Annotated in this window: 27 protein-coding genes; 13 read left to right on the forward strand and 14 right to left on the reverse strand. The window is 65.1% G+C overall.

From position 1 onward, the window contains the following. Nucleotides 1-5: 5 nt before the first annotated feature. From AORI_RS78660 to AORI_RS78680, 5 genes are all read right to left on the reverse strand, one after another. Nucleotides 6-419 (reverse strand): CGNR zinc finger domain-containing protein, encoded by a 414-nt coding sequence (locus AORI_RS78660; RefSeq protein ID WP_016337789.1) that lies wholly within the window; start codon nt 417-419, stop codon nt 6-8. Further along, nucleotides 416-847 carry an uL11 family ribosomal protein gene (locus AORI_RS78665; RefSeq protein ID WP_016337790.1) on the reverse strand — a complete coding sequence of 144 codons (432 nt, stop codon included), beginning with the start codon at nt 845-847 and terminating at the stop codon, nt 416-418. Before AORI_RS78665 ends, AORI_RS78660 begins: the two co-directional genes overlap by 4 nt. 33 nt (nt 848-880) lie before the next feature. Beyond that, nucleotides 881-1402: a gamma carbonic anhydrase family protein gene (locus AORI_RS78670; RefSeq protein WP_016337791.1), complete on the reverse strand. Its 522-nt coding sequence runs from the start codon at nt 1400-1402 to the stop codon at nt 881-883. A gap of 87 nt (nt 1403-1489) precedes the next feature. Continuing rightward, nucleotides 1490-2716 (reverse strand): M14 family metallopeptidase, encoded by a 1227-nt coding sequence (locus AORI_RS78675; RefSeq protein WP_016337792.1) that lies wholly within the window; start codon nt 2714-2716, stop codon nt 1490-1492. 116 nt (nt 2717-2832) lie between these two features. Continuing rightward, complete coding sequence (locus AORI_RS78680) at nt 2833-3420, reverse strand: TetR/AcrR family transcriptional regulator (RefSeq protein WP_016337793.1); 588 nt, start codon at nt 3418-3420, stop codon at nt 2833-2835. 123 nt (nt 3421-3543) lie between these two features. On the opposite strand from AORI_RS78680, the gene AORI_RS78685 reads away from it, so the two are divergent. Further along, nucleotides 3544-4008, forward strand: coding sequence for a GreA/GreB family elongation factor (locus AORI_RS78685; protein WP_016337794.1), 465 nt, complete (start codon nt 3544-3546; stop codon nt 4006-4008). 88 nt (nt 4009-4096) lie between these two features. On the opposite strand, the gene AORI_RS78690 is transcribed toward AORI_RS78685, so the two are convergent. The 6 genes from AORI_RS78690 to AORI_RS78715 all read right to left on the reverse strand — a co-directional run bounded on the left by AORI_RS78690 (nt 4097) and on the right by AORI_RS78715 (nt 10335). Beyond that, a complete protein-coding gene (locus tag AORI_RS78690; RefSeq protein WP_016337795.1) occupies nt 4097-5629 on the reverse strand; it encodes a PstS family phosphate ABC transporter substrate-binding protein in 1533 nt (510 codons plus the stop codon). Nucleotides 5630-5701: 72 nt separating this feature from the next. After that, nucleotides 5702-7189 (reverse strand): flavin-containing monooxygenase, encoded by a 1488-nt coding sequence (locus tag AORI_RS78695; protein ID WP_016337796.1) that lies wholly within the window; start codon nt 7187-7189, stop codon nt 5702-5704. Then, the gene (locus AORI_RS78700; protein WP_016337797.1) at nt 7186-7671 is read right to left on the reverse strand and encodes an NAD(P)/FAD-dependent oxidoreductase; all 486 of its coding nucleotides are present in this window, start codon (nt 7669-7671) and stop codon (nt 7186-7188) included. Before AORI_RS78700 ends, AORI_RS78695 begins: the two co-directional genes overlap by 4 nt. Next, a complete protein-coding gene (locus AORI_RS78705) occupies nt 7668-8597 on the reverse strand; it encodes a hypothetical protein (protein WP_016337798.1) in 930 nt (309 codons plus the stop codon). The genes AORI_RS78700 and AORI_RS78705 overlap by 4 nt, the downstream gene beginning before the upstream one ends. After that, complete coding sequence (locus tag AORI_RS78710) at nt 8597-9412, reverse strand: SDR family NAD(P)-dependent oxidoreductase (RefSeq protein WP_016337799.1); 816 nt, start codon at nt 9410-9412, stop codon at nt 8597-8599. Before AORI_RS78710 ends, AORI_RS78705 begins: the two co-directional genes overlap by 1 nt. Beyond that, complete coding sequence (locus AORI_RS78715; RefSeq protein WP_016337800.1) at nt 9409-10335, reverse strand: alpha/beta hydrolase; 927 nt, start codon at nt 10333-10335, stop codon at nt 9409-9411. Before AORI_RS78715 ends, AORI_RS78710 begins: the two co-directional genes overlap by 4 nt. Nucleotides 10336-10379: 44 nt before the next feature. On the opposite strand from AORI_RS78715, the gene AORI_RS78720 reads away from it, so the two are divergent. Beyond that, the gene (locus AORI_RS78720) at nt 10380-11018 is read left to right on the forward strand and encodes a TetR/AcrR family transcriptional regulator (RefSeq protein ID WP_016337801.1); all 639 of its coding nucleotides are present in this window, start codon (nt 10380-10382) and stop codon (nt 11016-11018) included. Nucleotides 11019-11483: 465 nt separating this feature from the next. Here the strand turns inward: AORI_RS78720 and AORI_RS78725 are convergent, their stop codons facing one another. Next, nucleotides 11484-13079 carry an HNH endonuclease signature motif containing protein gene (locus AORI_RS78725; RefSeq protein ID WP_016337802.1) on the reverse strand — a complete coding sequence of 532 codons (1596 nt, stop codon included), beginning with the start codon at nt 13077-13079 and terminating at the stop codon, nt 11484-11486. Between the two features lie 1125 nt (nt 13080-14204). Between AORI_RS78725 and AORI_RS83135 the strand changes: the two genes are divergently transcribed. The 4 genes from AORI_RS83135 to AORI_RS78730 all read left to right on the forward strand — a co-directional run bounded on the left by AORI_RS83135 (nt 14205) and on the right by AORI_RS78730 (nt 16502). Continuing rightward, the gene (locus tag AORI_RS83135; RefSeq protein WP_158509152.1) at nt 14205-14606 is read left to right on the forward strand and encodes a type II toxin-antitoxin system Phd/YefM family antitoxin; all 402 of its coding nucleotides are present in this window, start codon (nt 14205-14207) and stop codon (nt 14604-14606) included. Between the two features lie 6 nt (nt 14607-14612). Further along, nucleotides 14613-14999: a type II toxin-antitoxin system RelE family toxin gene (locus tag AORI_RS83140; protein ID WP_081809749.1), complete on the forward strand. Its 387-nt coding sequence runs from the start codon at nt 14613-14615 to the stop codon at nt 14997-14999. 140 nt (nt 15000-15139) lie between these two features. Then, a complete protein-coding gene (locus AORI_RS83145) occupies nt 15140-15907 on the forward strand; it encodes a hypothetical protein (protein ID WP_081809750.1) in 768 nt (255 codons plus the stop codon). Between the two features lie 253 nt (nt 15908-16160). Next, the gene (locus tag AORI_RS78730; protein ID WP_016337803.1) at nt 16161-16502 is read left to right on the forward strand and encodes a hypothetical protein; all 342 of its coding nucleotides are present in this window, start codon (nt 16161-16163) and stop codon (nt 16500-16502) included. Between the two features lie 51 nt (nt 16503-16553). On the opposite strand, the gene AORI_RS83150 is transcribed toward AORI_RS78730, so the two are convergent. After that, entirely contained in the window at nt 16554-17498 is a 945-nt protein-coding gene (locus AORI_RS83150; RefSeq protein ID WP_228688261.1) for an NAD(P)-dependent oxidoreductase, read from the reverse strand. Further along, on the reverse strand, nt 17495-18352 hold the full coding sequence (locus AORI_RS83155) for a P-loop nucleotide/nucleoside kinase family protein (RefSeq protein ID WP_081809751.1): 858 nt from the start codon (nt 18350-18352) through the stop codon (nt 17495-17497). The genes AORI_RS83150 and AORI_RS83155 overlap by 4 nt, the downstream gene beginning before the upstream one ends. Before the next feature lie 193 nt (nt 18353-18545). On the opposite strand from AORI_RS83155, the gene AORI_RS78735 reads away from it, so the two are divergent. The 7 genes from AORI_RS78735 to AORI_RS78765 all read left to right on the forward strand — a co-directional run bounded on the left by AORI_RS78735 (nt 18546) and on the right by AORI_RS78765 (nt 20941). After that, complete coding sequence (locus AORI_RS78735; protein WP_016337804.1) at nt 18546-18737, forward strand: hypothetical protein; 192 nt, start codon at nt 18546-18548, stop codon at nt 18735-18737. 109 nt (nt 18738-18846) lie between these two features. Beyond that, nucleotides 18847-19245, forward strand: a complete 399-nt coding sequence (locus AORI_RS78740; RefSeq protein ID WP_200870945.1) for a hypothetical protein — start codon at nt 18847-18849, stop codon at nt 19243-19245. Continuing rightward, nucleotides 19245-19448 (forward strand): hypothetical protein, encoded by a 204-nt coding sequence (locus AORI_RS78745; protein WP_043848434.1) that lies wholly within the window; start codon nt 19245-19247, stop codon nt 19446-19448. Before AORI_RS78740 ends, AORI_RS78745 begins: the two co-directional genes overlap by 1 nt. Nucleotides 19449-19489: 41 nt before the next feature. Beyond that, nucleotides 19490-19933 carry a RapZ C-terminal domain-containing protein gene (locus AORI_RS78750; protein ID WP_051552927.1) on the forward strand — a complete coding sequence of 148 codons (444 nt, stop codon included), beginning with the start codon at nt 19490-19492 and terminating at the stop codon, nt 19931-19933. Then, the gene (locus AORI_RS78755) at nt 19930-20304 is read left to right on the forward strand and encodes a hypothetical protein (protein ID WP_016337808.1); all 375 of its coding nucleotides are present in this window, start codon (nt 19930-19932) and stop codon (nt 20302-20304) included. The genes AORI_RS78750 and AORI_RS78755 overlap by 4 nt, the downstream gene beginning before the upstream one ends. 5 nt (nt 20305-20309) lie before the next feature. Next, nucleotides 20310-20741 carry an RRQRL motif-containing zinc-binding protein gene (locus tag AORI_RS78760; protein ID WP_123798687.1) on the forward strand — a complete coding sequence of 144 codons (432 nt, stop codon included), beginning with the start codon at nt 20310-20312 and terminating at the stop codon, nt 20739-20741. Then, complete coding sequence (locus AORI_RS78765) at nt 20738-20941, forward strand: hypothetical protein (RefSeq protein WP_016337810.1); 204 nt, start codon at nt 20738-20740, stop codon at nt 20939-20941. Before AORI_RS78760 ends, AORI_RS78765 begins: the two co-directional genes overlap by 4 nt.

Genomic DNA, 20941 nt, shown 5'->3' on the forward strand with positions numbered 1-20941 from the left:
CCAGCCTAGAGCACGGCGCGGGACCCGGCGTGCGGACGATGTCCGGCGCACCACCGGCGGCTGCACCCGGCCGTGCGGTCACAGAACGCCTGTGCGCAGACGGCACAGCGTTTGATCCGCCGCCAGCCACCGAATACGACGAGTTCCGCCAGCCCGGACGCTCCCGCGACCAGGTCACCGCAGCCGGGCCACGCCGTCACCTGCACCAGCCGCCAGCCCTTCCCGGACTCGACCAGCCGCGGCGCGGCACCGTTCCCGGCGAGGATCCGGTTGAGCCGGTCGGCGGCGGCATGCTCGTCCGGCAGCGCCGAGACGACGCCGGCGAGCCACGGATTCCCTTGGGCCAGCAGCCTTTCCGCGACTTCGAGGCCCGGGTCGAGGTCGCGGAAAGGCGGGACGATCACATGCTTGCGCGTCACGGTTCTTCGATCGCGACGCCCATCGAGCGGGCCGTGCCCGCGATCGTGCGCATGGCCGCTTCGACGTCGCCGGTGTTGAGGTCCGGCAGTTTCCGCTCGGCGATCTCGCGCAGCTGGTCCCGGGTCAGCTTTCCGGCGACCTCATGCCCCGGGCGGCCGGATCCCTTGCCGCCCAAGGCTTTCTTGATGAGGAACGACGCCGGCGGGGTCTTCAGCCGAAGTTCGAAGGACCGGTCCTCGAACACCGACACGACCACCGGGACGATGTCGCCCCGCTGCGCCGCCGTCGCCGCGTCGTAGGCCTTCTTGACCTCGACGAGGTTCACGCCGGTCTGCCCGAGCGTCTTCCCGAGGTCGACCACCGGCGCGTTGCCGGCGGTCAGCTCGAGGGTCGCCTGATGGGTTTTCTTCTTCGACTTCGGTGCCATGCGCCGAAGCTATGGTCTCCAGTTACTGGAGAGTCAATCGATCGGTTTGACGCTCTCCGCGTGACGGCGTGCCAGCTCCTGATAGATCACCGCGTTGTGCTCGACCCAGCCGCGGGCGGTGCCGTCGAGCGGGACGTGCTTCTTCGCCGGGCTGCCCATGGCGACCGTCTCCGGCGGGATGACCATGCCGGGCGTGACCGTGGCGCCGGCGGCGACCAATGCCTTCGCGCCGATCTGCGCCTTGTCGAGCACGGTCGAGCCGTTCCCGATCAGCGCCTGCTCGCCGATCGTGCAGTCGTGCACGAGGCACTGGTGCCCGACGGTGACGTTCTTGCCGACCTCGGTCACGCCGCCGTTGACGTGGATGACCGAGTTGTCCTGGATGTTGGCGCCCTCACGGACGATGATCTTCCCGAAGTCGGCGCGCAGCACGGCGCCGTACCAGACGGAGGCGCCCTTCTCGACGACGACGTCGCCGATCAGGGTGGCGGTGGGGGCGATCCACGCTTCGGGATCCACCTGGGGACGGTGCCCCTCGAATTCGAACATCGGCATGCCCCGCACCCTATGCGCGAAAGTCCGTGAAGGCCTCCTTCCCTACCTTGAGAGTAGGGAAGGAGGCCTTCACGGAACTCTGGAGCGTCAGCCGATGGCGGTGTTCAGCAGGAGGTCCACGGCCTTGTCGTTACGCGTGGTCTCCCGGACGATCACCTCGTCGGGCGGGTAGAAGCCGGGGTTCGAACCCCGCGGGTACATCTCGAAGGTGAAGCTCAGGATCTTGTGGGTGCCCCACATCCAGTCGTCGATCGTCCCGTCGGTGATGTACAGGTCGCTCGACTGCTGCGGCGTGTAGCCGTTGGTCGCCGCCAGCTGCCGTCCCAGCGTCTGGAACCGCTGCGCCTCGGCCGCCGTCATGCCGGGCGCGGTGTCGTTGTAGGTGAAGCCGAACGGCCACAGCACGAGCTCCGAATAGGTGTGGAAGTCGATGCTCGCCTTGATCTGCTGGACGCCGCCGATCTTGCGCGAGTTGACGAAGTTGGACACCGCCCTGGTCTCCGGGGCGGAGAACGCCGACGGGCCGCGGTAGGTCTCGCTGGTGGTCGAGCCCGACGAACCGCCGCAGCAGCCCCAGTTGTAGGCCCAGTTGCGGTTGGGGTCGGTGCCGTTGCCCTGCCGGTTCTTGCGCCAGTACTTGTAGCTGCCGCCGGAGATGTCGTACTCCGAGCCGTCGGGGTTGACGTTCGGGATCACGTAGATCTCGACGCTGTCGACGAACCGCTTGATCGCCGGATCCGAGGCGTAGCCCTGGGTGAACCGGTTCACGATCCGCAGGCACATCTCGGTGGTGAGGTGTTCACGCGCGTGCTGGTTGCAGGTGAACAGGACCTCGGGCTCGTTCTCGTCCGTGCCGACGTTGTCGCTGATCTTCAGCAGGTTCAGCGCCCGGCCCTGATACGAGTTGCCGACGCTGCTCAACCGCGCGATCGAGCCGTAGTTCGACTGCGCGTTGCGAAGCTCCGTGGTGACCTCGGCGTAGTTGTGGTAGCCGGAGTCCGACGGCGGGAAGTCGTTGATCGCGTTGGTGCCGACCTTCTCCGACCGGTCGACCACGCCGCGCTGCTCGACGCGATAGCCGAGCGAACGGATCTTCGCCGCGTCGCTCGCCTCACCGATGAACGTGGTCGTGCCGCCGGCGGAGCCGAGGACATCGACGCCCAGCCGGGAGATCTGGGTGCGCTGCTGGGAAGTCCCGGTGCCGAAGACCTCGTAGATCTGGACCTGCGCGTCCTCGGCCTGCTGGTCCGCGGTCGCCGGACTCGCGGCGACCGGGATGGTGAACGCCGCGACGGCCGCGATCGCCACGGCCATGCACCGTCTTATGCGCATCGTCGTCTCCTAGCTCTGAGGCAGGGGAAGGGGAACCTCACCATGACCGGAGCCGGAAGAGCGAACAATCCGTAACGGTACGGATCTAATGCGTATTTCTAGCCGTAGTTCGCGAAACAGAGCGCTTCGATGTCACCACGCAGTGCGGCGAACGGCCGCCGCCGGACGCGCTGCTGGACGATCGCACCGAGCAGATAGGACAGTAGGGCCCGCGCCCGCGCCCGCGGGTCTTCGACGTCGAGCGGGGCGAGCAGTTCCGCCAGCAGTTCGGTGATCGAGGTCAGCATGACGTCGATGGCCTGAGGATGCTGCGCGCGGCCCGCGGCGATCCAGTACTCGAACCAGAGGAAGGCCGCGTTCGGGCGGCCGGAGAACTCGGCGAGGAAGGCCTCCAGCGCGGCGAAGAGCCGCTCATCCGGGTGATCGTGTTTCGCCGAAATTTTGCGCAAATCGGCGATGAACGTTGTGATGTGCGCCGCCATCGCGCGGTCGATCAAGACGTCGATGTCCGCGAAGTAGTAATGAATCGCACTCTTCGTGAGCGGCCCGGCGTCCGCGATCGCCCGCACGGTGCAGCCCGCGAGCCCGTCCCTGGCGAGCACGACACGCGCCGCTTCGACGATCTGTTCCTGTTTCTGCAGCTGATTGGGGGAGAGCCGCGCGCTGCGGCCGGGAACGGCGGTCACGAAGTTCCTTACACCAAGTAGTCAGGACACGAGCCCTGAAGCTTAGGGCAAGCGTCCTGTCCGATCACAGCGGGTGAAAAATCTAGGTGGCTAGCCGCCGATCCGTAGCGGACAATGCCCGGCATGGTGACCTCAGGGGACAACGGGTTCAGCCCGGCCGCACGACGGCAGCTGGAGAAGGAACTCGCCGATCTGCGTGCGCAGCGCGACGCGATGGCGCCGCTCGTCGGCGAGCAGGAACGAACCGGCGACGCCGCCGACCAGGCGGAGGTGCTGGACCGCGCGGAGGCCGCCGCCTACCTCGACCGGCGCATCGCCGACGTCGCGGCGAAACTCGAGCACGGCGGCCGCGACAGCAAGGGCCTGCTCCCCGACGGCACCACCGTCACCCTCAGGTTCGCCGACGGCGACGAGGACGAGCTCCACATCGTCACGATCCCCGGCGAGGACGCGGACGCCTCCACGGTCACCTCGGACAGCCCGCTCGGCCTCGCGCTCGTGGGCGCGAAGGACGGCGACGAGATCACGTACCGGACGCCGCGGGGCGAGACCAGCGCCACGGTCGTCACCCTGAAGCCGCCTGCCTGACCTCGGTCCAGTTGGTCGTGAGTGGCGTTTCGGGTTCTAACCCGAAACGCCACTCACGACCAACCCGGCCCATCGCCTTCCGCCGCGGTCACGCGCCCGGACGGCACAGCACCGGATTCGCCAGCTCCGCGCACGGCCGGTGCCCGTGGGACCGCACGATGTCCTTGCCGACCTGGTTGGTCAGGTACCGCAGGAAGCTCGCCACGAGCGAGTCGGCCTTCGGCTCGCCGAACGTGTACGCGTACTCGGTCTCCCAGAACGGGTAGGCCGCGTGGATCGCGCCCTCCAGCGTCGCCTGGTGGCCGTCGATCCGCACCGCCAGCACGTCCTCGCGTTTCGTGGCGGCGCCCAGCTCGCTGTAGCCGAGCGCGCCCGGCACACGCGACACCGCGTCGAGGACGTCGTTCGTGGACGGCTTCGCGCACCGCACCACTCCCGGCTGCGCACCCGGCGCCGGTTTGAGGCAGTCGTCGGAGTTGTCACCGGGTTCCCGCTTGCCCGCCAGGATCTGTCCCTCGAACGTCCGCCGCGTACCGGAATCGGAATGCCGGTCGACGAGCCGCACCGGCCGGTCCTTGCCGCCGATCTCCCGCCAGTTCGCGATCTTGCCGTCGTAGACGTCGCGGATCTGCGCGAGCGTGAGGTCCTGGACCCCGGCGTCGGAGTTGATCACGAGCGTGAACAGCGAGAACGCGACCGGACGCGGCAGCAGTTGCGGGAAGCCCTCGCCCTTGGCGCCGTCGGAGAACGCCAGCACGCCGTCGTTCCCGGCCTGATTCAGGCTGCCGAGCCCTTCCGCGCTCCCCCGGGTGTCGAAGGCGAACGACGCACCCGGGCACGTCTTCGCGTACGAAGCCGTCGCTTCTTTCAGCACCGGCGCGAACGCCGTCGATCCGGTGATCGTGAGCTTCCCGGACGCGCAGTCCAGCGGCGGCGGCTTCTCGTCGAAGACCAGCGAACGGGTCAGCTGGAAGATGCTGATCACCACGAGGAACAGGATGAGCGCGATCACCGAGGTCGTCGGCCCGGTGCGGCTCTTGGTCTCGCGGAGGCTGCCGCCCTTGATCTCGCCGACGACCTGGGGATCGTCGAAATCGTCCGGCGAGCCGTTGGGGATGCGGTCGAGCACGGCGAGGATCTTGTAGTGCGCGCCGCGGTTCAGCGGCACCCTCGGCAGATCGATCACGCCCGCCGGCCGTTCGGGATTCTCGTCGCGCGCGCCGAAACCCGAGTCGTCGCCGAAGCATTCGTGCAGATGCGGCGAGCTGAGTTCGGTCACCACCATCCCGGCCACGGTGCGGCCGGGAAACTTCACGCGGATGCCGACGCGGTCGTTCTCGTTGACCGCGTAGTCGTCGGTGTCGATGTCGGTGGTGCCGTTGTTCTCGATGCGCAGCAGCACGAACGACGGGTCGACGAGCCGCTCGCCGTTCTCGTGCTGGAGTTGCGCCAGCGCGTCGGCCGTCGGCGCGAACCCGCGCCCGGACGCCGTCGGGGTGTCCATCTGCACGCGGTAGCCGAGCCGTTTCCGGCCGACGAGCGCGAACTCCCACAGGAAAGCGACGGCCGGGACGGCGATCCCGGCCACCGCGAGCAGGACGTCCCAGGGAAAGCCTTCCAAGACCAGCCTCCAGGTTCGGGGAATCGAACCTAAGGCCCGTCACGGCCGGGGACGGCGGACTTCAGCCAGTGTTCACCGCCCGTCCGCGAAGGCGTAGTCGTCGAGGTCGAAGAACCGGCTCGTCACCATGGTTTCCAGCGTCGGCGAGGCGCGGAACGGCACGTCCCCGTTAGCGTCGAAGTAGTAGCTGTTGGCCAGTGAACAGCTGTCCTGGAAGAACACCTGGTGCTTGCGCCGGTCCAGCATGCTCCGGAAGTACCGGTCGTTGGCCTCGCTCGTGACCTCCACGCGCGTCGCGCCGGTCTTCCTCGCGTTGCGCAGGCAGCGGATGATGTGCGCGGTCTGCGTCTCGATGAGGTTGAAGTACGAGGAACCGTTGTAGCCGTACGGTCCGAGAATGGTGAAGAAATTCGGGAAACCGGGGACGCTGACGCCCTGATAGGCCTGGAACCGGTTCTCCGCCCAGAACTTCTCGAGATCGGCGCCGCCCGCGCCGCGCACGGTGAAGGCGGGCATGTTGCCCTTCTCGAACACCTTGAACCCGGTCGCCAGCACCAGGACGTCGGCCGGATGCTCGGTGCCGTCGGCGGTGCGCACGCCGGATTCGGTGATCGCCTCGATGCCGGTGGTCTCCAGCGTGACGTTGTCCCGGTTGAACGTCTGGAGGTATTCGTTCGAGAAGCTCGGTCGCTTGCAGCCCAAGGCGTAGCGCGGGGTCAGCTTCTCGCGGGTTTCGGGATCCTTGACCGCGCGGCGCAGATGCGCGCGCCCGAGCCGCTCGCCGGCGCCCGCGGTCGGCAGGAGATTGTGGAAATGCGCGGCCAGCGGGAAGGTCACCTCGACGAGGGCCTGGCTGGCCAGCCGGGACACCAGTTTCGCTCCCGGCAGCCGCCGCAGCGCGAGTCGCGCCGTCCGGGGCAACGCGGCGTCGGGTTTGGGCAGGCACCAGATCGGCGTGCGCTGGAACACCGTCAGATGCGCGGCCTCCGGCGCGATCGACGGGATCACCTGCACGGCCGAGGCCCCGGTGCCGACGACGGCGACGCGTTTGCCCCGCAGGTCCACGCCGTGGTCCCAGCGCGCGGTGTGCATGACCGTGCCGCGGAAAGCGTCGATGCCGTCGATGTCCGGCGGCTTCGGCTGGGTGAGCACGCCGGTGGCGCCGACGACGAAGCGCGCCGTCAGCGGCCGGCCCTCGGCGGTTTCGAGGCGCCACAAGTGCGTCTCGTCGTCGAAGGTCGCGGAGACGACCTTGCTGCCGAGGCGGGTGCGGCGGCGGATGTCGTACTTGTCGACGCAGTAGTCGGCGTACGCCTTCAGCTCACGGCCGGGCGCGTAGACCCGCGACCAGCCGGAGATCTGCTCGAACGAGAACTGGTAGCTGAACGACGGGATGTCGACAGCGACTCCGGGATAGGTGTTCCAATGCCACGCGCCGCCGACGCCGTCGCCCTCCTCCAGCATCAGGAAGTCTTCGAAACCGGCTTGGTGCAGGAGGATCGCGGCCCCGATACCGGAGAATCCCCCGCCGATGATCGCGATCTCGTGGTCCGGCTTCATGCGGGGAGTCCTTTCTTGGCGAACAGCGAGCTGGGCCCGAGCACCACCACGTCGGCCTGGTGCTCGATACCTTCGGCGGTGCGGATCCCGCCGGGCGCGAAGGCGTAGACCGGCCAGGTGATGAGCTTGCAGCCGGGCCGCCGGAGTGCTCCGTAGTAGCCGAGGCCCGGCGCCGTCCGCCGCGAGCCGAAACGTCGGTCGGGCGTCAGGAGCCTGCGGATCCAGGGGTCTTTCACCTGCCAGCGCAGGAAAACCCGGGCGACGGCGACACCGAGGACGGCCGGCCCGGGGACCGGCATCGGCACCACCCAATCCGGCTCCTCCTGGAACACCTTCACCGACCGCGCGGTGGCCACCACCTCGGGCACGATCTGCGCCGCCTCGCGGCCGGGCGCGACCACGGCGACACGCTGTCCGGTGAAGTCGTGCCCGAACCACTCGGTGCCGCGCAGCACCTCGCCCCGGAACGCACCGAGGCTCATGACGCGACCGGTTCGTGGGTGATCTCCTCGGTCCACGACTGCGGCTTTCCCAGCAGCCGTGCGGGAATCAGCCGGGTGACCTTCACCATCGGGTCGGCGAGCAGCCGGTGGTAGACGTGCGAGCGGTCGACGATCATCGCCGCCTGCGCCTTGAGCACGTGGTACGCCGGGATGCGTTTGGTGAACTCGCCGCGGCCGCCGATGGTGGAGAACCGCTTCACGGCGTTGTACAGCTTCTTCTCCGGCAGGCCCATCGCGACGATGTTGTCCCGCATCTTGTTGATCAGCGGGACGAACACCACGATCAGGCCGAGGACGATCTGGGGTTTGAGCGAGCCGATCGATTCGGTGAGCAGTTTGGTCGTGGATCCGGCGCCGATCAGTTCCAGCACTTCGAAATCGGCCGTGATGTGCCGGGCCTCGTCGGAGTTGATGTGCCGGAACACCTGGTGGCACACCGGATCGGAGACCTCTTCCAGCAGGAACTTCACCAGTGCGCCGTCCAGCGCGCATTCCAGCAGCGGGATGAGCGTGGCGAGTGCCGTCAATGGCAGTGTGTCGCCGAAGTCGTCGAGGACCTTGATGGCGAGCTTGACGTTGATGTTCGGCTCGGGCATCGAACCGTGCTCGTCGAGCATGCCCCAGCGCTTCATCAGCGCGAGTTCCGCGTTGGCGTGCTTCTGTTCCTCGGCGTGGAAGTAACGGTAGATCTCCTGGATCACCGGGGTCGGCGCCTTCTTGGCCAGCGAGGCGAACCCGCGGGCGCCGACGTGCTCGATCCACACGAGGTCGGCCATGAACGGCCGCATCTTGGCGCGGAGTTCGTCGGTCATCGTCTCGGCGCCGGGCGCGTCCCAGTCGATGTCGGCCAGCGACCACTGCTTGTCCTTGATGGTCTGGAGCATCGCCGTGAAGTCGTAAGCCATCACTTCTCCTTTTCGGCGGGCAGGAACCGGCCGAGCAGGCCGGCGATCCGCGTGTACGGGACGGGCACGAACCGCTTGGCGTGCCACAGAAGCTGGGCGTCGGGCTGCGGTACGACGTAGAGGCGTCCGCGGTCGTGGGCGTCGAGGGTCATCTTCGCGACGCGCTCCGGCGAGAACCCGACCACATCGGACACCCGTTGCGCGAGACCGCGTGCGCCGTCTTCGATGAGCTCGCCGCCGAAGATGTTGGTGCGCACGAAGGTCGGGCACAGCACGGTGACCGCGACGCCGGTGCCGGACAGTTCGGCGGCCAGTGTCTCGGACAGGCTGACGACCCCGGCCTTGCTCACGTTGTACGCGGCCATCCTCGGCGCGGCGGTGAATCCGGCGGCCGACGCGACGTTGATGACGCCGCCCGCCTTCGCCGCGCGCATGGCGGGGACGAAGGTGTGGCAACCGTGGATCACGCCCCAGAGGTTCACGCCGAGCGTCCGCTGCCAATCGGACAGCGGGCTCTGCCCGACGAGTTTGCCGCCCGCGCCGATCCCGGCGTTGTTGACGACGAGGTCGGGCTCGCGGCCGAACCAGGACCGTGCCTGGCTCGCCAAATCCGCGACTTCGTCCACATCGGACACGTCACAGGCGATGGCGACCGCGTTCTCGAGCGTTTTCGCGGTTTCTTCGGCGGCTTCGAGGTCGATGTCTGCGCAAACGACGCGGCTGCCGCGCCGGACGAGCTCGGCCGCGATCGCCTTCCCGATCCCGCTGCCCGCGCCCGTGACGACGGCATGTGCTCCGTGGGTCCGCTTGGTCATGCCGCCCTCACGATCGCTGGAAGGTTCCCGGTGAGGAAGCGGCAAGCCCGCTCCATCGCCGGCGCCGCTTCGGGGATGAAGCGGGTCAAGGCCTGGAAGACGTGCATCTGGCCGGGGACCACGTCGAGTTCGCAGTCGGCTCCCGCGCGGCGCAGGGCCCTGGCCAGCTCGATGGCGTCCGCGGCGAGCATTTCGAGCCCGCCCGCCTGGATGATCGTCGGCGGGAAACCCTTGATGTCGTCGAAGGCGAACCGAAGCCGCTCCGACGCGAGATCGGCGTCCACTGTGTACAGACCGACCAGCCGCGCGGCCGCGGCGGCGGAGATCATCGGATCCGGGCTCATGCGCTCTCGTTCGGCCGCGAGCCCGAAGGTCACGTCGAACAGCGGCGAGAAGAGCGCCAACGCCGCGGGCGGTTCTCGGTGCTCGCGGATCAGCTGCGCGGCGAGGTCGACCGCGAGATGCCCGCCCGCGGAGTCGCCCGCTACGAGGATCCGACGGTATCCCTGGCGGAGAAGCCGGTCGTAGGCCGCGCGGACATCGTCGGCGGCGCTCGGGAAGCGATGCCGCGGCGCGAGGCGGTACTCGCAGGCGAAGACCGGCAGCCCGGTACCGGCGGAGACCCGCGTGGTCAGCCCGCGATGCGTGCGCGCCGAGCAGAGCGCGTAACCGCTGCCGTGGATGTAGAGGACCACGGCGTTGCCCTCGCTCACCTCGGGCGCGCGGACCCACTCGCCGCGGATGGCGGGCTCGACGCGGCTCCCCTTCAACGGCGGCGAGGCCAGCCACAAACTGCTCGCGATGAAGGCCCGGGAGAACGCGACCCCCGCCCGGTTGGCCGGGATCGCGTTGGCGATCGGCCGCACGAAAGCGGACGTCAGCGCGGAGGCCAGCCCGGCGCGCAGGCCATTCTGCGGTCGCATGCCCTCAGAATGAATCTGAGGGCACCTGCTGTCAAGATGGAGGGGTGACCGCGTCCCGCCGCTACAGCGGCAAAACCGCCGACGAACGCCGCGCCGAACGGCGGCTGGCACTCCTCGGCGCCGCGCTGGAGATCTGGCAGGAACAGGGCTGGGCGGCGGTCACCATGCGCGGCGTCTGCGCGCGGGCGAACCTGACCGACCGGTACTTCTACGAGAGCTTCGCCAACCGCGACGCGCTCCTCGCCACCGCCTGGGAACAGGTGCGCGACGAGACCCTGCGGATGGTCCTCGACGCCGTCGCCGCCCGCATCGAGCAACCCGCCCTGGACCAGCTCCGCGCCGCCGTCGACGTCGTCGTGCACCACGTGCAGGAAGAGCCGTCGCGCGCGCAGATCCTGTTCGGCGACCACGCGGGCAGCGCGGTGCTGGAACAACTGCGGCGGCAGACCGTCCAGGAGACCACCGGCCTGCTGATCGACCTGGCGCGGCCACATCTGAAGCCGGACGTGGACGGGCTGGAGTTCCGGGTCAACGTCCTGCTGGGCATCGGCGGCTTCGTCGAGATCATGCTCGCGTGGCGCTCCGGGCTGCTCGACGCGGACGCGGACACGCTCGTCGAGCACCTCACGGGAGTGGGCACCTCACTGTCCCGGATGTTCCTCAAGGGTGACACCAACGGGTGAACTTCCGGCTCGGTGCCGAGGCCGAGCCGGAAACGAGTCAGGGCCTCATCCGGAGTGTTCCGAATGAGGCCCTGACCTGCGGAGCCGCCTAGGGGAATCGAACCCCTGACCTATTCATTACGAGGCAAAGTCGTCAGGATTCCGGCCGCGCCCACCTGCGTGCGACCAGCAGCATCGTCGTCCGTGGACATCCACTGATGTACCTCGTGATCCGCACCGATTGTCACTCAGTTTGTCACTCACTCGACGGGAGAACGGCTGGAACAGGAGGGGGGTCCGGCACAGACCCCCCTCCTGTTCCAGCCGTAGTTACTGGTGTGACATAGAAGAAGAGTGGGAAGAGCTACAGACTCACCACTGTCACTCTCGTGTCACTCCTATTTATGCAGGTCGCAAGGGGTGGAGTGACAGAGTGACAGGGGTGACAGGTTCGACATGCCCCCGCTGTCACTTCCCGACTCCTCGTCATGTCCAAGCTGTGGTTGTGTCGTGGAAGTGGTCGCGGATGGCGTCTGAGGCAGTGGCGGCGGCGGTTACGGGGAGTCCTTCGAGTTTGGCGTAGTCGTCGTAGTCGGCGAGTGTGGGTGCGATGACGACCGTCAGTGTGTCGGGGTGGATCGCGAGGAGTTTGCGGTCGAAGAGCCTGTGGATGTCGACGCGCAGGAGCAGGCCATCCTCGTGGGACTCGTGTTCAGCGAATTTACGTAGGTGGGCGGCTTCGAGTACTTGCTCGGGGCAGGGGCCGGTGATCGCGCATCGAACACCGTGTTCCTGGAGCAGATTCGCTTTGAACTTGTCCTGGCCGACCCGGAACCGCGCCGTGCCCTCGCGATGCCCGCCTTTGGGCGCCTCCCGTTTCTTGCCCTCCGGCAGGTGGGGCGGGGGCGGCACCGAACGTCCCTGGAGCAGCGCCAGTAGCGCGTCTCGCTCCAGGGGGCGGATGGCGTTTTGCGGAGCGTGATCCAACAGGTGTGCCTGCAACTCGTCCCAGGTGATCGCGCCGGCGAGGCTGCGCCAACCACGGCCGTAGCTCGCGACGAACTGGGTGACGTCGTTGGAGGCGGTACCGGGCTCGTCGAACTCCGCCTGGCAGGTAGGCCGACGGCATCGGTACTTCGGGAGCTGGCGTTTACGCTCGTCGAACCGGGTCCCACCGCAGGTGGGACAGACTTTCTGGGGTTTGGGCACGCCGGCCTGAGCGTCGATCCGCTCGACCCTGCTCACTCCGAGGATCTGGTCCGCGTCTCGGATGACGATCAAGTCGCCGACCGCGACGCGACGCGAGTTCGACACCTGGTTGTCGTAGACGTACTGCTCACCCAGCACGTCCGGATAGCCACCGTTACCGCCGTACTTACGCGCCCCTCCCGCCGAGAACAGCGACCATGCACGCTCCACCCCCGGCCCTGCCGCCTCCGCCTCTGCCGGCTCTACCGGCGAAGCCTCGGCACCGCCGTCGACACGGGCTCGGATCGCCGCGGCCTCGGCCATCATCGCCGCAGTGTCCCGCTCGAACTCGGCCAACACAGCCGTGTCGAGATGCCCACCCCTGGTAGGCACCCCGGTGTACTCCCGAAGACGGGTCTGAAGGTCATAGAGCTTGCGCTGAACACTCGCCGGCGACCGATACTTCGTCCCGTACTGGTCCGGCGTACGGATTCCCATCGACCGCAGCACACGCGACAGCTCCACAGCCCGCGGATCCCCAGCCCGCAGCGCCTTCCGATCGTTCTCGAACAGAGCGGCGCAGGCCAACACCAACTCGTCCCGCTTCCACGGAGGCGGCGTGACCTTCCGAACCAAGAACCCCAACCTCCCAAGATGCTTCTTCACAGCCAGTTCGTCGGCGACCTCGTCCGAGGCCAGTGGCGCACCACCAGGTACGAGCCCATGCGCGGCCGCGGCGATCGCGGGAGCGCTGTACTGACGGCGACCCTCGACAACCACCGAGTCATATACGCGACTGAGCCCGTAACGCTCACAGAACGCCTGCAAACCCAGCTCGTCGAACTCCTGCATCGCCTCGCGGACCGACTCCTCGGTCAAGCTGTCAAGCCCCATCTGGCGAGGCTAGCCAAGCCCACCGACAAAGCCGGCGGCCCCTAAGACGGGCACCAAGCCCGAAGCGGGGTCATCTGTTTTACAGAGAGTTCCTTAGGCGCTCCTGACCAGCTAGTTCACCAGCTTGATGGTAACTTTGGGGCACATTTGGGGCCTCACTCCCCTGACGAAGCCGCTAAGGCAGCTGCGACGGGCTCAATCAGCGAAGCCGCACTTCGACAGCAGATCGTCCGCGCACCTGTTGGTGCGCGAACCGGCGCGATCCGCCGAAGTGCTCCAGCCAGCTGGACGCAGCTGAATGTCAGCGAAGAGCTTCCATTGGGAGGATCAAATGGCCAGAAGGCGGCCTGATTGTCTGTGCAGTCGTCTTCGTCGCCGGGCGAAGAGTGCGGCGGTCGCCACGACCGCGCTTCTCATCGCCCTGACGGCGCTATTGCACGAGGTCAACGCTCTCTTGCATTAATGGATTGTCCGAGAAGTCACAGGAGGGGCCGGACCTGCTGGTTCGGCCCCTCCTGTGCGGAAGTCGCTCGACTCCCGCCTTGCAAAGGTGGGAACTGAAGCCGCGCGCAACCGGGGGATCTACAACCAGCAGGTCAGGGGACGCTGTTCCCCGTCAATCCCTTCGCATCCCCCCGACGACCGGCACGCCAGGGGCACGCCAAGGACACAAGCGGCTGGAACAGGACTGCGGAGAGACAGTCCCCGCCCACGTCCTGTTCCAGCCGTAGTTACCCCTGTGACATAGAAGAAGAGTGGGACGAGTGACAGCACCACCCCCGCCACTCCCCTGTCACTCCTATTTGCGCAGGTCAGAGGCCGTGGAGTGACAGAGTGACAGGGGTGACTGGTTCGACATGCCCCCACTGTCACCGAGCAGTCAACGACACACCTTGAGGCTGGCATAGCCAATGGTCCAGCGTCGCCCCGACCGCGGCTCACTACCGCACAGCGCAGGCCTGGAGCATTGCCGTTCAGGGTGATCCTGCACACCGCGACGCAAGATCAGAAGCACTCTGACCTGCAGCTTTGTCGCACGCGCAGCTGCGAGAGCAGTTCAACGTCCGCCAGATGGTTACCTTTCTGGAGGTAATTCTAACCAGAATTCTGTGTAGACTACTCGGCATGGACCGTAGCCCTCGCCTGCTGACAACAGACGAACGCGGCCCTCAGATTGAACCATCCGAGCACGATCGCCAACGTGCCTTCGCCCGCAGCCCAGGGGATGCACCCGTGAACATTGATACCGACGACATAGTTAGCGTCACAGAGGCCAGCCAACGTTTCTCAAAGATCCTCAATGACGTTAGCGAAAATGGTCGACGCATTGTTGTAATGAAAAACAATTGCCCAGCAGCCGTGATCACCGACATAGAAACCATGAACCGCCTTCAGAGGGTCGAGGAGGCAGAGGAAGACTTGAAGCTACTTAGCATCGCATGGGTTAGAACCATGACCGACTCTGGCGCCCGTCACAGCCTTGAAGACGTTGCTGCCGAGTTTGACATTGATCTAGCCGAGGACTGATGACAAATGGCCAGGGTTTATTTGACCGATGACGCAAAAGAAGACCTCAGAGATTTTGACGGCTCCGCAAGGAAGATTATCATTAAGGCCCTGGCCAAGCTCAAAGAGAACCCCGAGCAACGTGGACAGCCGCTCGGCAGTCGAACTCAAAATAACCTCACAACTTTTCGAAAGCTTGTCATCGGCGACCGTGCTTACCGCGCGGTCTACCGTGTTGAAAATGACGGCACTGTTGCAGTCATCTGGGTAATCAAGGAACGCGCAGACAATGAGTGCTACGAAATAGCCGTCAGCCGCCTCCGCCTTCATGGTGATCGCGAGATGGCCGACCTGGCAACCAACTTGCTTGAAGGAGCCTGGCAAGTCCACAAGAGAAATCCAACTCAGAAGTAAGACTTTAACCCCTTGACGAAGCCGACGGGGGCAGTAAGGACTATCCTTATTACCCCCGTCATCTTCTAGGCGCAACTTCAGAGCGCCACAACGCCTGTCGTTAGACCCAGGGTCTTGGCGGCAAATTGGAAGGTGCACAAGTGGTTGACGACATAAAGTTCAAAAGAGATCTTGACAGACTCATCAAGCAGGGCGAGCGCCTACAGGCCTCTTTGGTAGTTGCGGAGTATCCAGAAGAAGCCAAAAGATTCAAAGATGTTAAGCTGCCAATCTTCGCCATCGACTACCAATCCTGGTACTCAGAGGCCCTGGCGGTAGTTTCACAGTTGCTTCCGGCACGGGTTTCAGATTTTGTTGCTTACTATAAACCTGCCAGGGCAAGAAAGAACTTAGACGCTGAGAACTACACCATAAGCGATGCTCTAATGGGGCTAACATCGAGCTTCGGCGGCGATACAAGGGCCGACAGGAAAGCGGCGATTCCAAAGCTCACTCAACAGGTCAAGATACTGGATTCACTTAAGAATAGGTTCACAAGCAGCCTATATGACCTCTCCACAATCCTACAAGCAGATCTCTACGACCAAGAGGTGGACGCTGCGGCCGCACTACTCAAACAGGGCTTCACTCGTGCCGCAGGAGCCCTTGCCGGAGTGGTCCTGGAATCGCACCTTAAAACGGTTTGCGATAACCATGGGATCAAGATCACCAAAAAGAACCCTACTATTTCCGAGTTCAACGACAAGCTCAAGGGGGAAAACATTATCGAAGTAACAACTTGGAGAAAGATCCAATATCTTGGCGACTTGCGGAATCTTTGCAGTCACAGGAAGGACGATGACCCCACCGATGAGCAGGTCTCAGATCTAATAGATGGCGTAAAGAAAATCTTGCATACGGTGCTGTGACACAGAAGCCCGACTGAACCTGCTCCACGGAAGTGCTTCCGCTGCGACGAGAACGAGCTTGGCCCGGGAGGCGTGCTGTGCCCGAGCTGCCAAGACTCTCTCAGGGCAGCTCACCACGCCTACTGGAAGACCCACGAACAGCAAGGCGCAAAGGTAGTTCCCCACCGGCAACGAGCAGCGAGGCGTGGCATTGCCGTTTCTGCAGGTCACACCGCCTAGATCCCACGGTGACACACGTTGCATAATCGAACACATGTCCGATCCGACCGGCGCGAGGTCCACCTCTGGCCCCTACCTGCACGAGGTGGAGCCTGCATGTCCCGTGTGGGTTGACCTGCGCCATGTCTTCCCCGTCGGAACGCCGATCGCCTCGATGCCGGACGGTCTCGACCTGACAGGCATGGTGCCCGGACTGCTCAGCGTGTGGTCCGCGACGACCACGGGCCATTGGGCAGGACTGGTGTCCTTCATGCTCGACACCCCCGGGAGCGGCGGCACACCTCAGAGGCAGTGGATCTTGTCGGATGCGCTGCACCCGCGCTCCGAGGTGGGCCGAGACCATTTCCGGCATCCCGGCACACCGGGTCACGCTTGAACGTCCATCAGAGGCGACCTTAGGGCTTCATCCCGGCCGCATTAGCTGCCCTCAACATGGTCGTACAGCAGCGTTCGAGGGGACTCCGCCTGCCAGGAAGGTCCTCACCTGATCGACGGCGACGGCATAACACAGGGCATTGGTGCCTGGCACCGTCCGGGCGCTATGCGGGCTGATAATGACACCGGTGCATTTCCAAATTGGATGATCCTCGGGGAGCGGCTCAGGCTCGGTGACGTCGAGCGCAGCTCGGAGCCGCTCCGAACGAAGTTCCTCTACTAGCGCGTCAGTATCCACGATCTTGCCACGCCCTGCATTTACGAGAAGGGCGCCGTCGTCCATCGCGGCCAGAAAATCTTTGTCGACAAGATTGAGTGTCGCATCATTAAGCGGCGCCGTAATTACGACGATTTGGTGCCCACTTACCAAGGCGGGCAACTCTACTGCACCGTGAATTCCATCGCGAGCTACACTGGCCACCAAAGTGGAGTTTGCGCCGAAAGCGTCGAGGAGTCGCGCAGTAGCCATTCCGATACTGCCAGCGCCTACGATTAGAACCCGTTTCCCTCGGAGGGTGTCAGCGTCAAATTTTCGATGCGCCCATGTATTCTTGTCCTGGTACCTGACAAGGGTTGGCCATTGGCGGAGTTGCGCCAAAATGGCTGACAAAACCCACTCTGAAACCGGTCCAGCATGGGCGCCACGCGCCCCAGCCAGAACTACTCCGTCGGGAACAGCGTTGACCCATTCGTCAGTACCCGCGGCCGTAATTTGAACCATGGCCAAGTTTGGCAGCTGTTCCATTAGCGCCATTGGACGATTGGTTCCTCGATATGGCGGAACGAAGATACTGGCACGCCTCTGCATATTGTCGAGCCGCCTAGCAGCGGGGTCATATCCCACTACCTCAACGTCGTCAAGTTGCCTAAACATGCCATGCGCGACCATGTCGTCAACTTCAGTGCTAATTAGAACGATCGTCTTTTCGATGGTCACTTTTCGTTTTCCTCGATCAGAATGGTCGAGAGCAAGTCTCGCGCTTGATCTTGCAGTGGCTTACTCGATGCGGAGTTATCGATTACAACATGCGGCACCGGCGGGCGCAATTCCAGATTAAGCCCTGAAACGTAAGACTCCCAGTTTGCGAGCTTAGTAGCATCTCGGGCCGCGCCGCGATGCCTGACATATGTGTGCATCGTGCTGGCATCGCAATATACCCAAACAAAAGTAGGGTTGGCTCCCAGGTCCTTGCATGTTGCCTGAATTCGGCTAACCCAAGCCGGGTTTGCAAATTCGCGAATAAATGGCGCCGTAACGATCGCACTGTTTCCGCACTGCACATTCTCCGTCATGGTGGCTATAAGTGCTTCATACTCCCGGGGGCGAATCTTTTCTGCGTAGACGTCCGATTCACGATCATTGGGCGAAAGTCCCTGAAGTTCAAGGGCCACTTCCACCACGAAGCGGGTGGTGGTGTCCTTATCGAGGATCGACCAGCCAGTCTCTCGCGCCAGAACTCGCCCTAATTCAGTCTTGCCACTCCCCGCGAAGCCGCCGACAAATACAACCTGCGGCGCGGACGTCTTCGGTCGCACCGCTTCCGTGACGTGCGGAGCATGCACGACGCGACCAGCCCTCGCCTTGCTCACGACCAGCCCTTCTTTGATCAACACGTCCATCGCTTCGGAGATTGTGAACGGGCTGACCTGCCACTCAGCGGCCATCTCCCGCGTCGACGGCAGCGCCTGACCATCCCTCAGCCGCCCAGCCTCAATGTCGTTTCGGATATTGCGGGCAACCTGCTGATGAAGCGACTCGGATCGCTGAACCTTCGCGCGTGGCCGGGACATCGGGACTCCCTGCTGTGGCAGCTACCAGTCAGATGACTGGCTGACAGGCCAAACCATACCAGATGACTGACCGCATTTCCCCAGGTAGACACTGCTCCCATTGCTCCATTCGAGTCAATCAGTTGACTGGTTTCCAAATCAGTTGTTAGGTTTTGCCGTGTTCCAGTTCACACACCGAAGGAGATGCACGGAGATGGCGAAGACCTCGATTCCTGGCCTCAAGCTCGGCGGAGGCAAGACGAAGTGGCTGGTCGGAGTCCTGCTGGTGCTGGTGCTGGTCTTGATCGTGAAGTCGCCGATTGAGGCGGCCGGGTTCGGTAAGTCCGTGTTCGGGGCGATCGACACCGCCACGACGAGCGTCGTGACGTTCTTCAACAGCTTCTGACCTGCACGTTTACCGCGAAACCCAACGTTGGAAGGAATTCCCTGATGGTGACCTGCCTCGACTGCTACCGCGCCGGTGAGGGCGACACGGTCCACTGCGGCGACTGCCCGTGCTGCTCGAACTGAATCCCTTGCCCTGCAACGAAATCGAACGTTTAGGAGATCCGATGAACGCGAAGCGCAGCACCTGGTACCCGGCCTCTCCGGCCACCTTCCCGGAGGTCACCGATGGCCTGACCGGTGAGGGTTTCTACCCGGACGGTCTGACCGAATCGGCGATTGACGCGCTGCTCGAAGAGGTCGATCGGGAGCTGGCGGCCGATGAGCACGCCGCTTCCGCAGCGTTCCTTTACGACTTCACCGACCAGCGCCGCGCGGCCCGTGCCCGCCGTCGCGCCGGCCGTCAGGTCTTGCGTGAAAGTCACTGGCTGATCGCTGGTGTGCCGTCGCAGGGCAAGTCTGCGGCGATCCGGCAGGCCGTCATCTCGGACGAGATCGAGGCTGCGTGATGGCGGCCCCGAACGTGCTCGCCGAACTGGGCGCGTTGCACCTGACCCGCCCGGCCGTCGATGCACCGGTTGCCTCGATCGCCGCCTGGTACGAGCGCAAGGCCGTGGTACTGGACCACCTGGCCGCCACGGGCTCGGCCGGCGCTGCGGAGCAGGCCGACCAGGCGCACCGGCACGCGGCGCGGCTGCTGGCGGTGGCGTGATGGACATGGCCCCGTTCGGCGACCAGTGGCCTGGAACTGACATGGTCGGTGACTTCGGTCTCCGGGTGACCCCGACCGATTCCGTAACGATCACCCGCGTGGTCATCGAGAGCTTCGGCTACCTGCACGAGGACTCGAAGCCCCTGACTTCCAGCTCTTCGCATCTGGTGATCGACGTGCGCAACTTGTTCCGCGACCCGCACGTCACCCCCGCTCTGCGCTACAGCACCGGCCGGGACGACGCGGTGCGGGCGAACGTGCTCGATCAGGTCGGCGCGCTCGAATTCGTGCGTGCTCAGGCCGCGGCGATCGCTGCTCTGGTCCCGGCCGCGACTCCGAATGTCGTCACGGTGGCCGTGGGCTGCGCTGGCGGCCGCCACCGATCGGTGGTCATCGCCGAAGCGCTAGCGCTGCTGCTGGCCGGTGACGGCATCGACGCGGAGGTCTACCACCGCGACATTCGACGGCCGGTGGTGCAGCGATGACCACCAACCTGCAGATCACGTGCCCCGACGCGGCGGCCCACTCCGCCAAGAACGCGCCGACCGCGCCGGGTCCCGACCAGCCAGCTAAGGACTCGAAGGGGTTCCCGATGGTAGAGGAAGAGACCCGCGCCTACGCCGCCCGAACGCGTGAACGCGCTGTGCGGCAGCTCAACGCCGGTCTGGACGTCGTGAGTGAGTGGGTGAACCTGGTCCGCCAGTGCACGGAGATGCGCACTGACTCGTTCAGGAACGAGGACCTGTTCACCGACGCGTCCTACCGGGAAGCGCTGGGCCGGTTCGCGCAGCTGTCGGCCGCAGTGACGTGGTTCAACGAGCGCGGCCCGGTGATCGAAGCGGGTGAGGTCCTGTGAGCGCCGTGCGGATCATTGCCCACATTCCTTGCGGGGACACGGTGCTGGTCGCCGAAGCCCGCGGGATGCGGGAGGGATTGCCCTACTTCGGGTGGAACGAGGCACCAGCCGGGCTCTACACCGCCACGCAGTTGCGGGAGGCCGGGTTGTCGGCCGCGGGGCTGGACCCGCGGGCGCTGCTGGTGTTCCGGCACCGCAAGCCCTACGCCCGGCAGACCGTGGCGGAGCTGTTCGCCGTGGCCGACGCCGTGGAGCGGCCGGTGCCGTCGCAGGCACAGCAGGTCTCGCGGCTGCGGAACCTGCAGTACGCGATGCGGGCCCGCCGCACCTGCGTCGACTGCGCCGAAGAGAAGGACTACTGCGTGCCGACCAGCACCCGGCAGTGCTGGTCCTGCCTGGAAATCGAGATGTCCAACGACGTGGAGGTGGCGGCATGAGCAGGCGACAGAAGACCGAAGAAGAACAGATCGACGACGCCGTGGTGCACGCGCTGCTATCCGGAATGACCCCGAAGCACCGTTCGGCCGTCCTGGGTGAGCTGTCCGAGAACGGACGCCGGAAGGCTCTCGAATCCGAGTACGACGGCCGAGTCGCCCACTGGAACCGCACCCACGACACGAAGTGGGGCGAGGGCTAA

Source organism: Amycolatopsis keratiniphila (assembly GCF_000400635.2).
Taxonomy (GTDB): Bacteria; Actinomycetota; Actinomycetes; order Mycobacteriales; family Pseudonocardiaceae; genus Amycolatopsis; species Amycolatopsis keratiniphila.

What these genes read in the sequence shown, in the direction of transcription:
- AORI_RS78665 (WP_016337790.1), bottom strand. Translation starts at nt 847, where the DNA reads ATGGCACCGAAGTCGAAGAAGAAAACCCATCAGGCGACCCTCGAGCTG.
- AORI_RS78670 (WP_016337791.1), bottom strand. Translation starts at nt 1,402, where the DNA reads ATGCCGATGTTCGAATTCGAGGGGCACCGTCCCCAGGTGGATCCCGAA.
- AORI_RS78675 (WP_016337792.1), bottom strand. Translation starts at nt 2,716, where the DNA reads ATGGCCGTGGCGATCGCGGCCGTCGCGGCGTTCACCATCCCGGTCGCC.
- AORI_RS78685 (WP_016337794.1), top strand. Translation starts at nt 3,544, where the DNA reads ATGGTGACCTCAGGGGACAACGGGTTCAGCCCGGCCGCACGACGGCAG.
- AORI_RS78695 (WP_016337796.1), bottom strand. Translation starts at nt 7,189, where the DNA reads ATGAAGCCGGACCACGAGATCGCGATCATCGGCGGGGGATTCTCCGGT.
- AORI_RS78700 (WP_016337797.1), bottom strand. Translation starts at nt 7,671, where the DNA reads ATGAGCCTCGGTGCGTTCCGGGGCGAGGTGCTGCGCGGCACCGAGTGG.
- AORI_RS78705 (WP_016337798.1), bottom strand. Translation starts at nt 8,597, where the DNA reads ATGGCTTACGACTTCACGGCGATGCTCCAGACCATCAAGGACAAGCAG.
- AORI_RS78710 (WP_016337799.1), bottom strand. Translation starts at nt 9,412, where the DNA reads ATGACCAAGCGGACCCACGGAGCACATGCCGTCGTCACGGGCGCGGGC.
- AORI_RS78715 (WP_016337800.1), bottom strand. Translation starts at nt 10,335, where the DNA reads ATGCGACCGCAGAATGGCCTGCGCGCCGGGCTGGCCTCCGCGCTGACG.
- AORI_RS78725 (WP_016337802.1), bottom strand. Translation starts at nt 13,079, where the DNA reads ATGGGGCTTGACAGCTTGACCGAGGAGTCGGTCCGCGAGGCGATGCAG.
- AORI_RS83135 (WP_158509152.1), top strand. Translation starts at nt 14,205, where the DNA reads ATGGACCGTAGCCCTCGCCTGCTGACAACAGACGAACGCGGCCCTCAG.
- AORI_RS83140 (WP_081809749.1), top strand. Translation starts at nt 14,613, where the DNA reads ATGGCCAGGGTTTATTTGACCGATGACGCAAAAGAAGACCTCAGAGAT.
- AORI_RS78730 (WP_016337803.1), top strand. Translation starts at nt 16,161, where the DNA reads ATGTCCGATCCGACCGGCGCGAGGTCCACCTCTGGCCCCTACCTGCAC.
- AORI_RS83155 (WP_081809751.1), bottom strand. Translation starts at nt 18,352, where the DNA reads ATGTCCCGGCCACGCGCGAAGGTTCAGCGATCCGAGTCGCTTCATCAG.
- AORI_RS78735 (WP_016337804.1), top strand. Translation starts at nt 18,546, where the DNA reads ATGGCGAAGACCTCGATTCCTGGCCTCAAGCTCGGCGGAGGCAAGACG.
- AORI_RS78745 (WP_043848434.1), top strand. Translation starts at nt 19,245, where the DNA reads ATGGCGGCCCCGAACGTGCTCGCCGAACTGGGCGCGTTGCACCTGACC.
- AORI_RS78750 (WP_051552927.1), top strand. Translation starts at nt 19,490, where the DNA reads ATGGTCGGTGACTTCGGTCTCCGGGTGACCCCGACCGATTCCGTAACG.
- AORI_RS78755 (WP_016337808.1), top strand. Translation starts at nt 19,930, where the DNA reads ATGACCACCAACCTGCAGATCACGTGCCCCGACGCGGCGGCCCACTCC.
- AORI_RS78765 (WP_016337810.1), top strand. Translation starts at nt 20,738, where the DNA reads ATGAGCAGGCGACAGAAGACCGAAGAAGAACAGATCGACGACGCCGTG.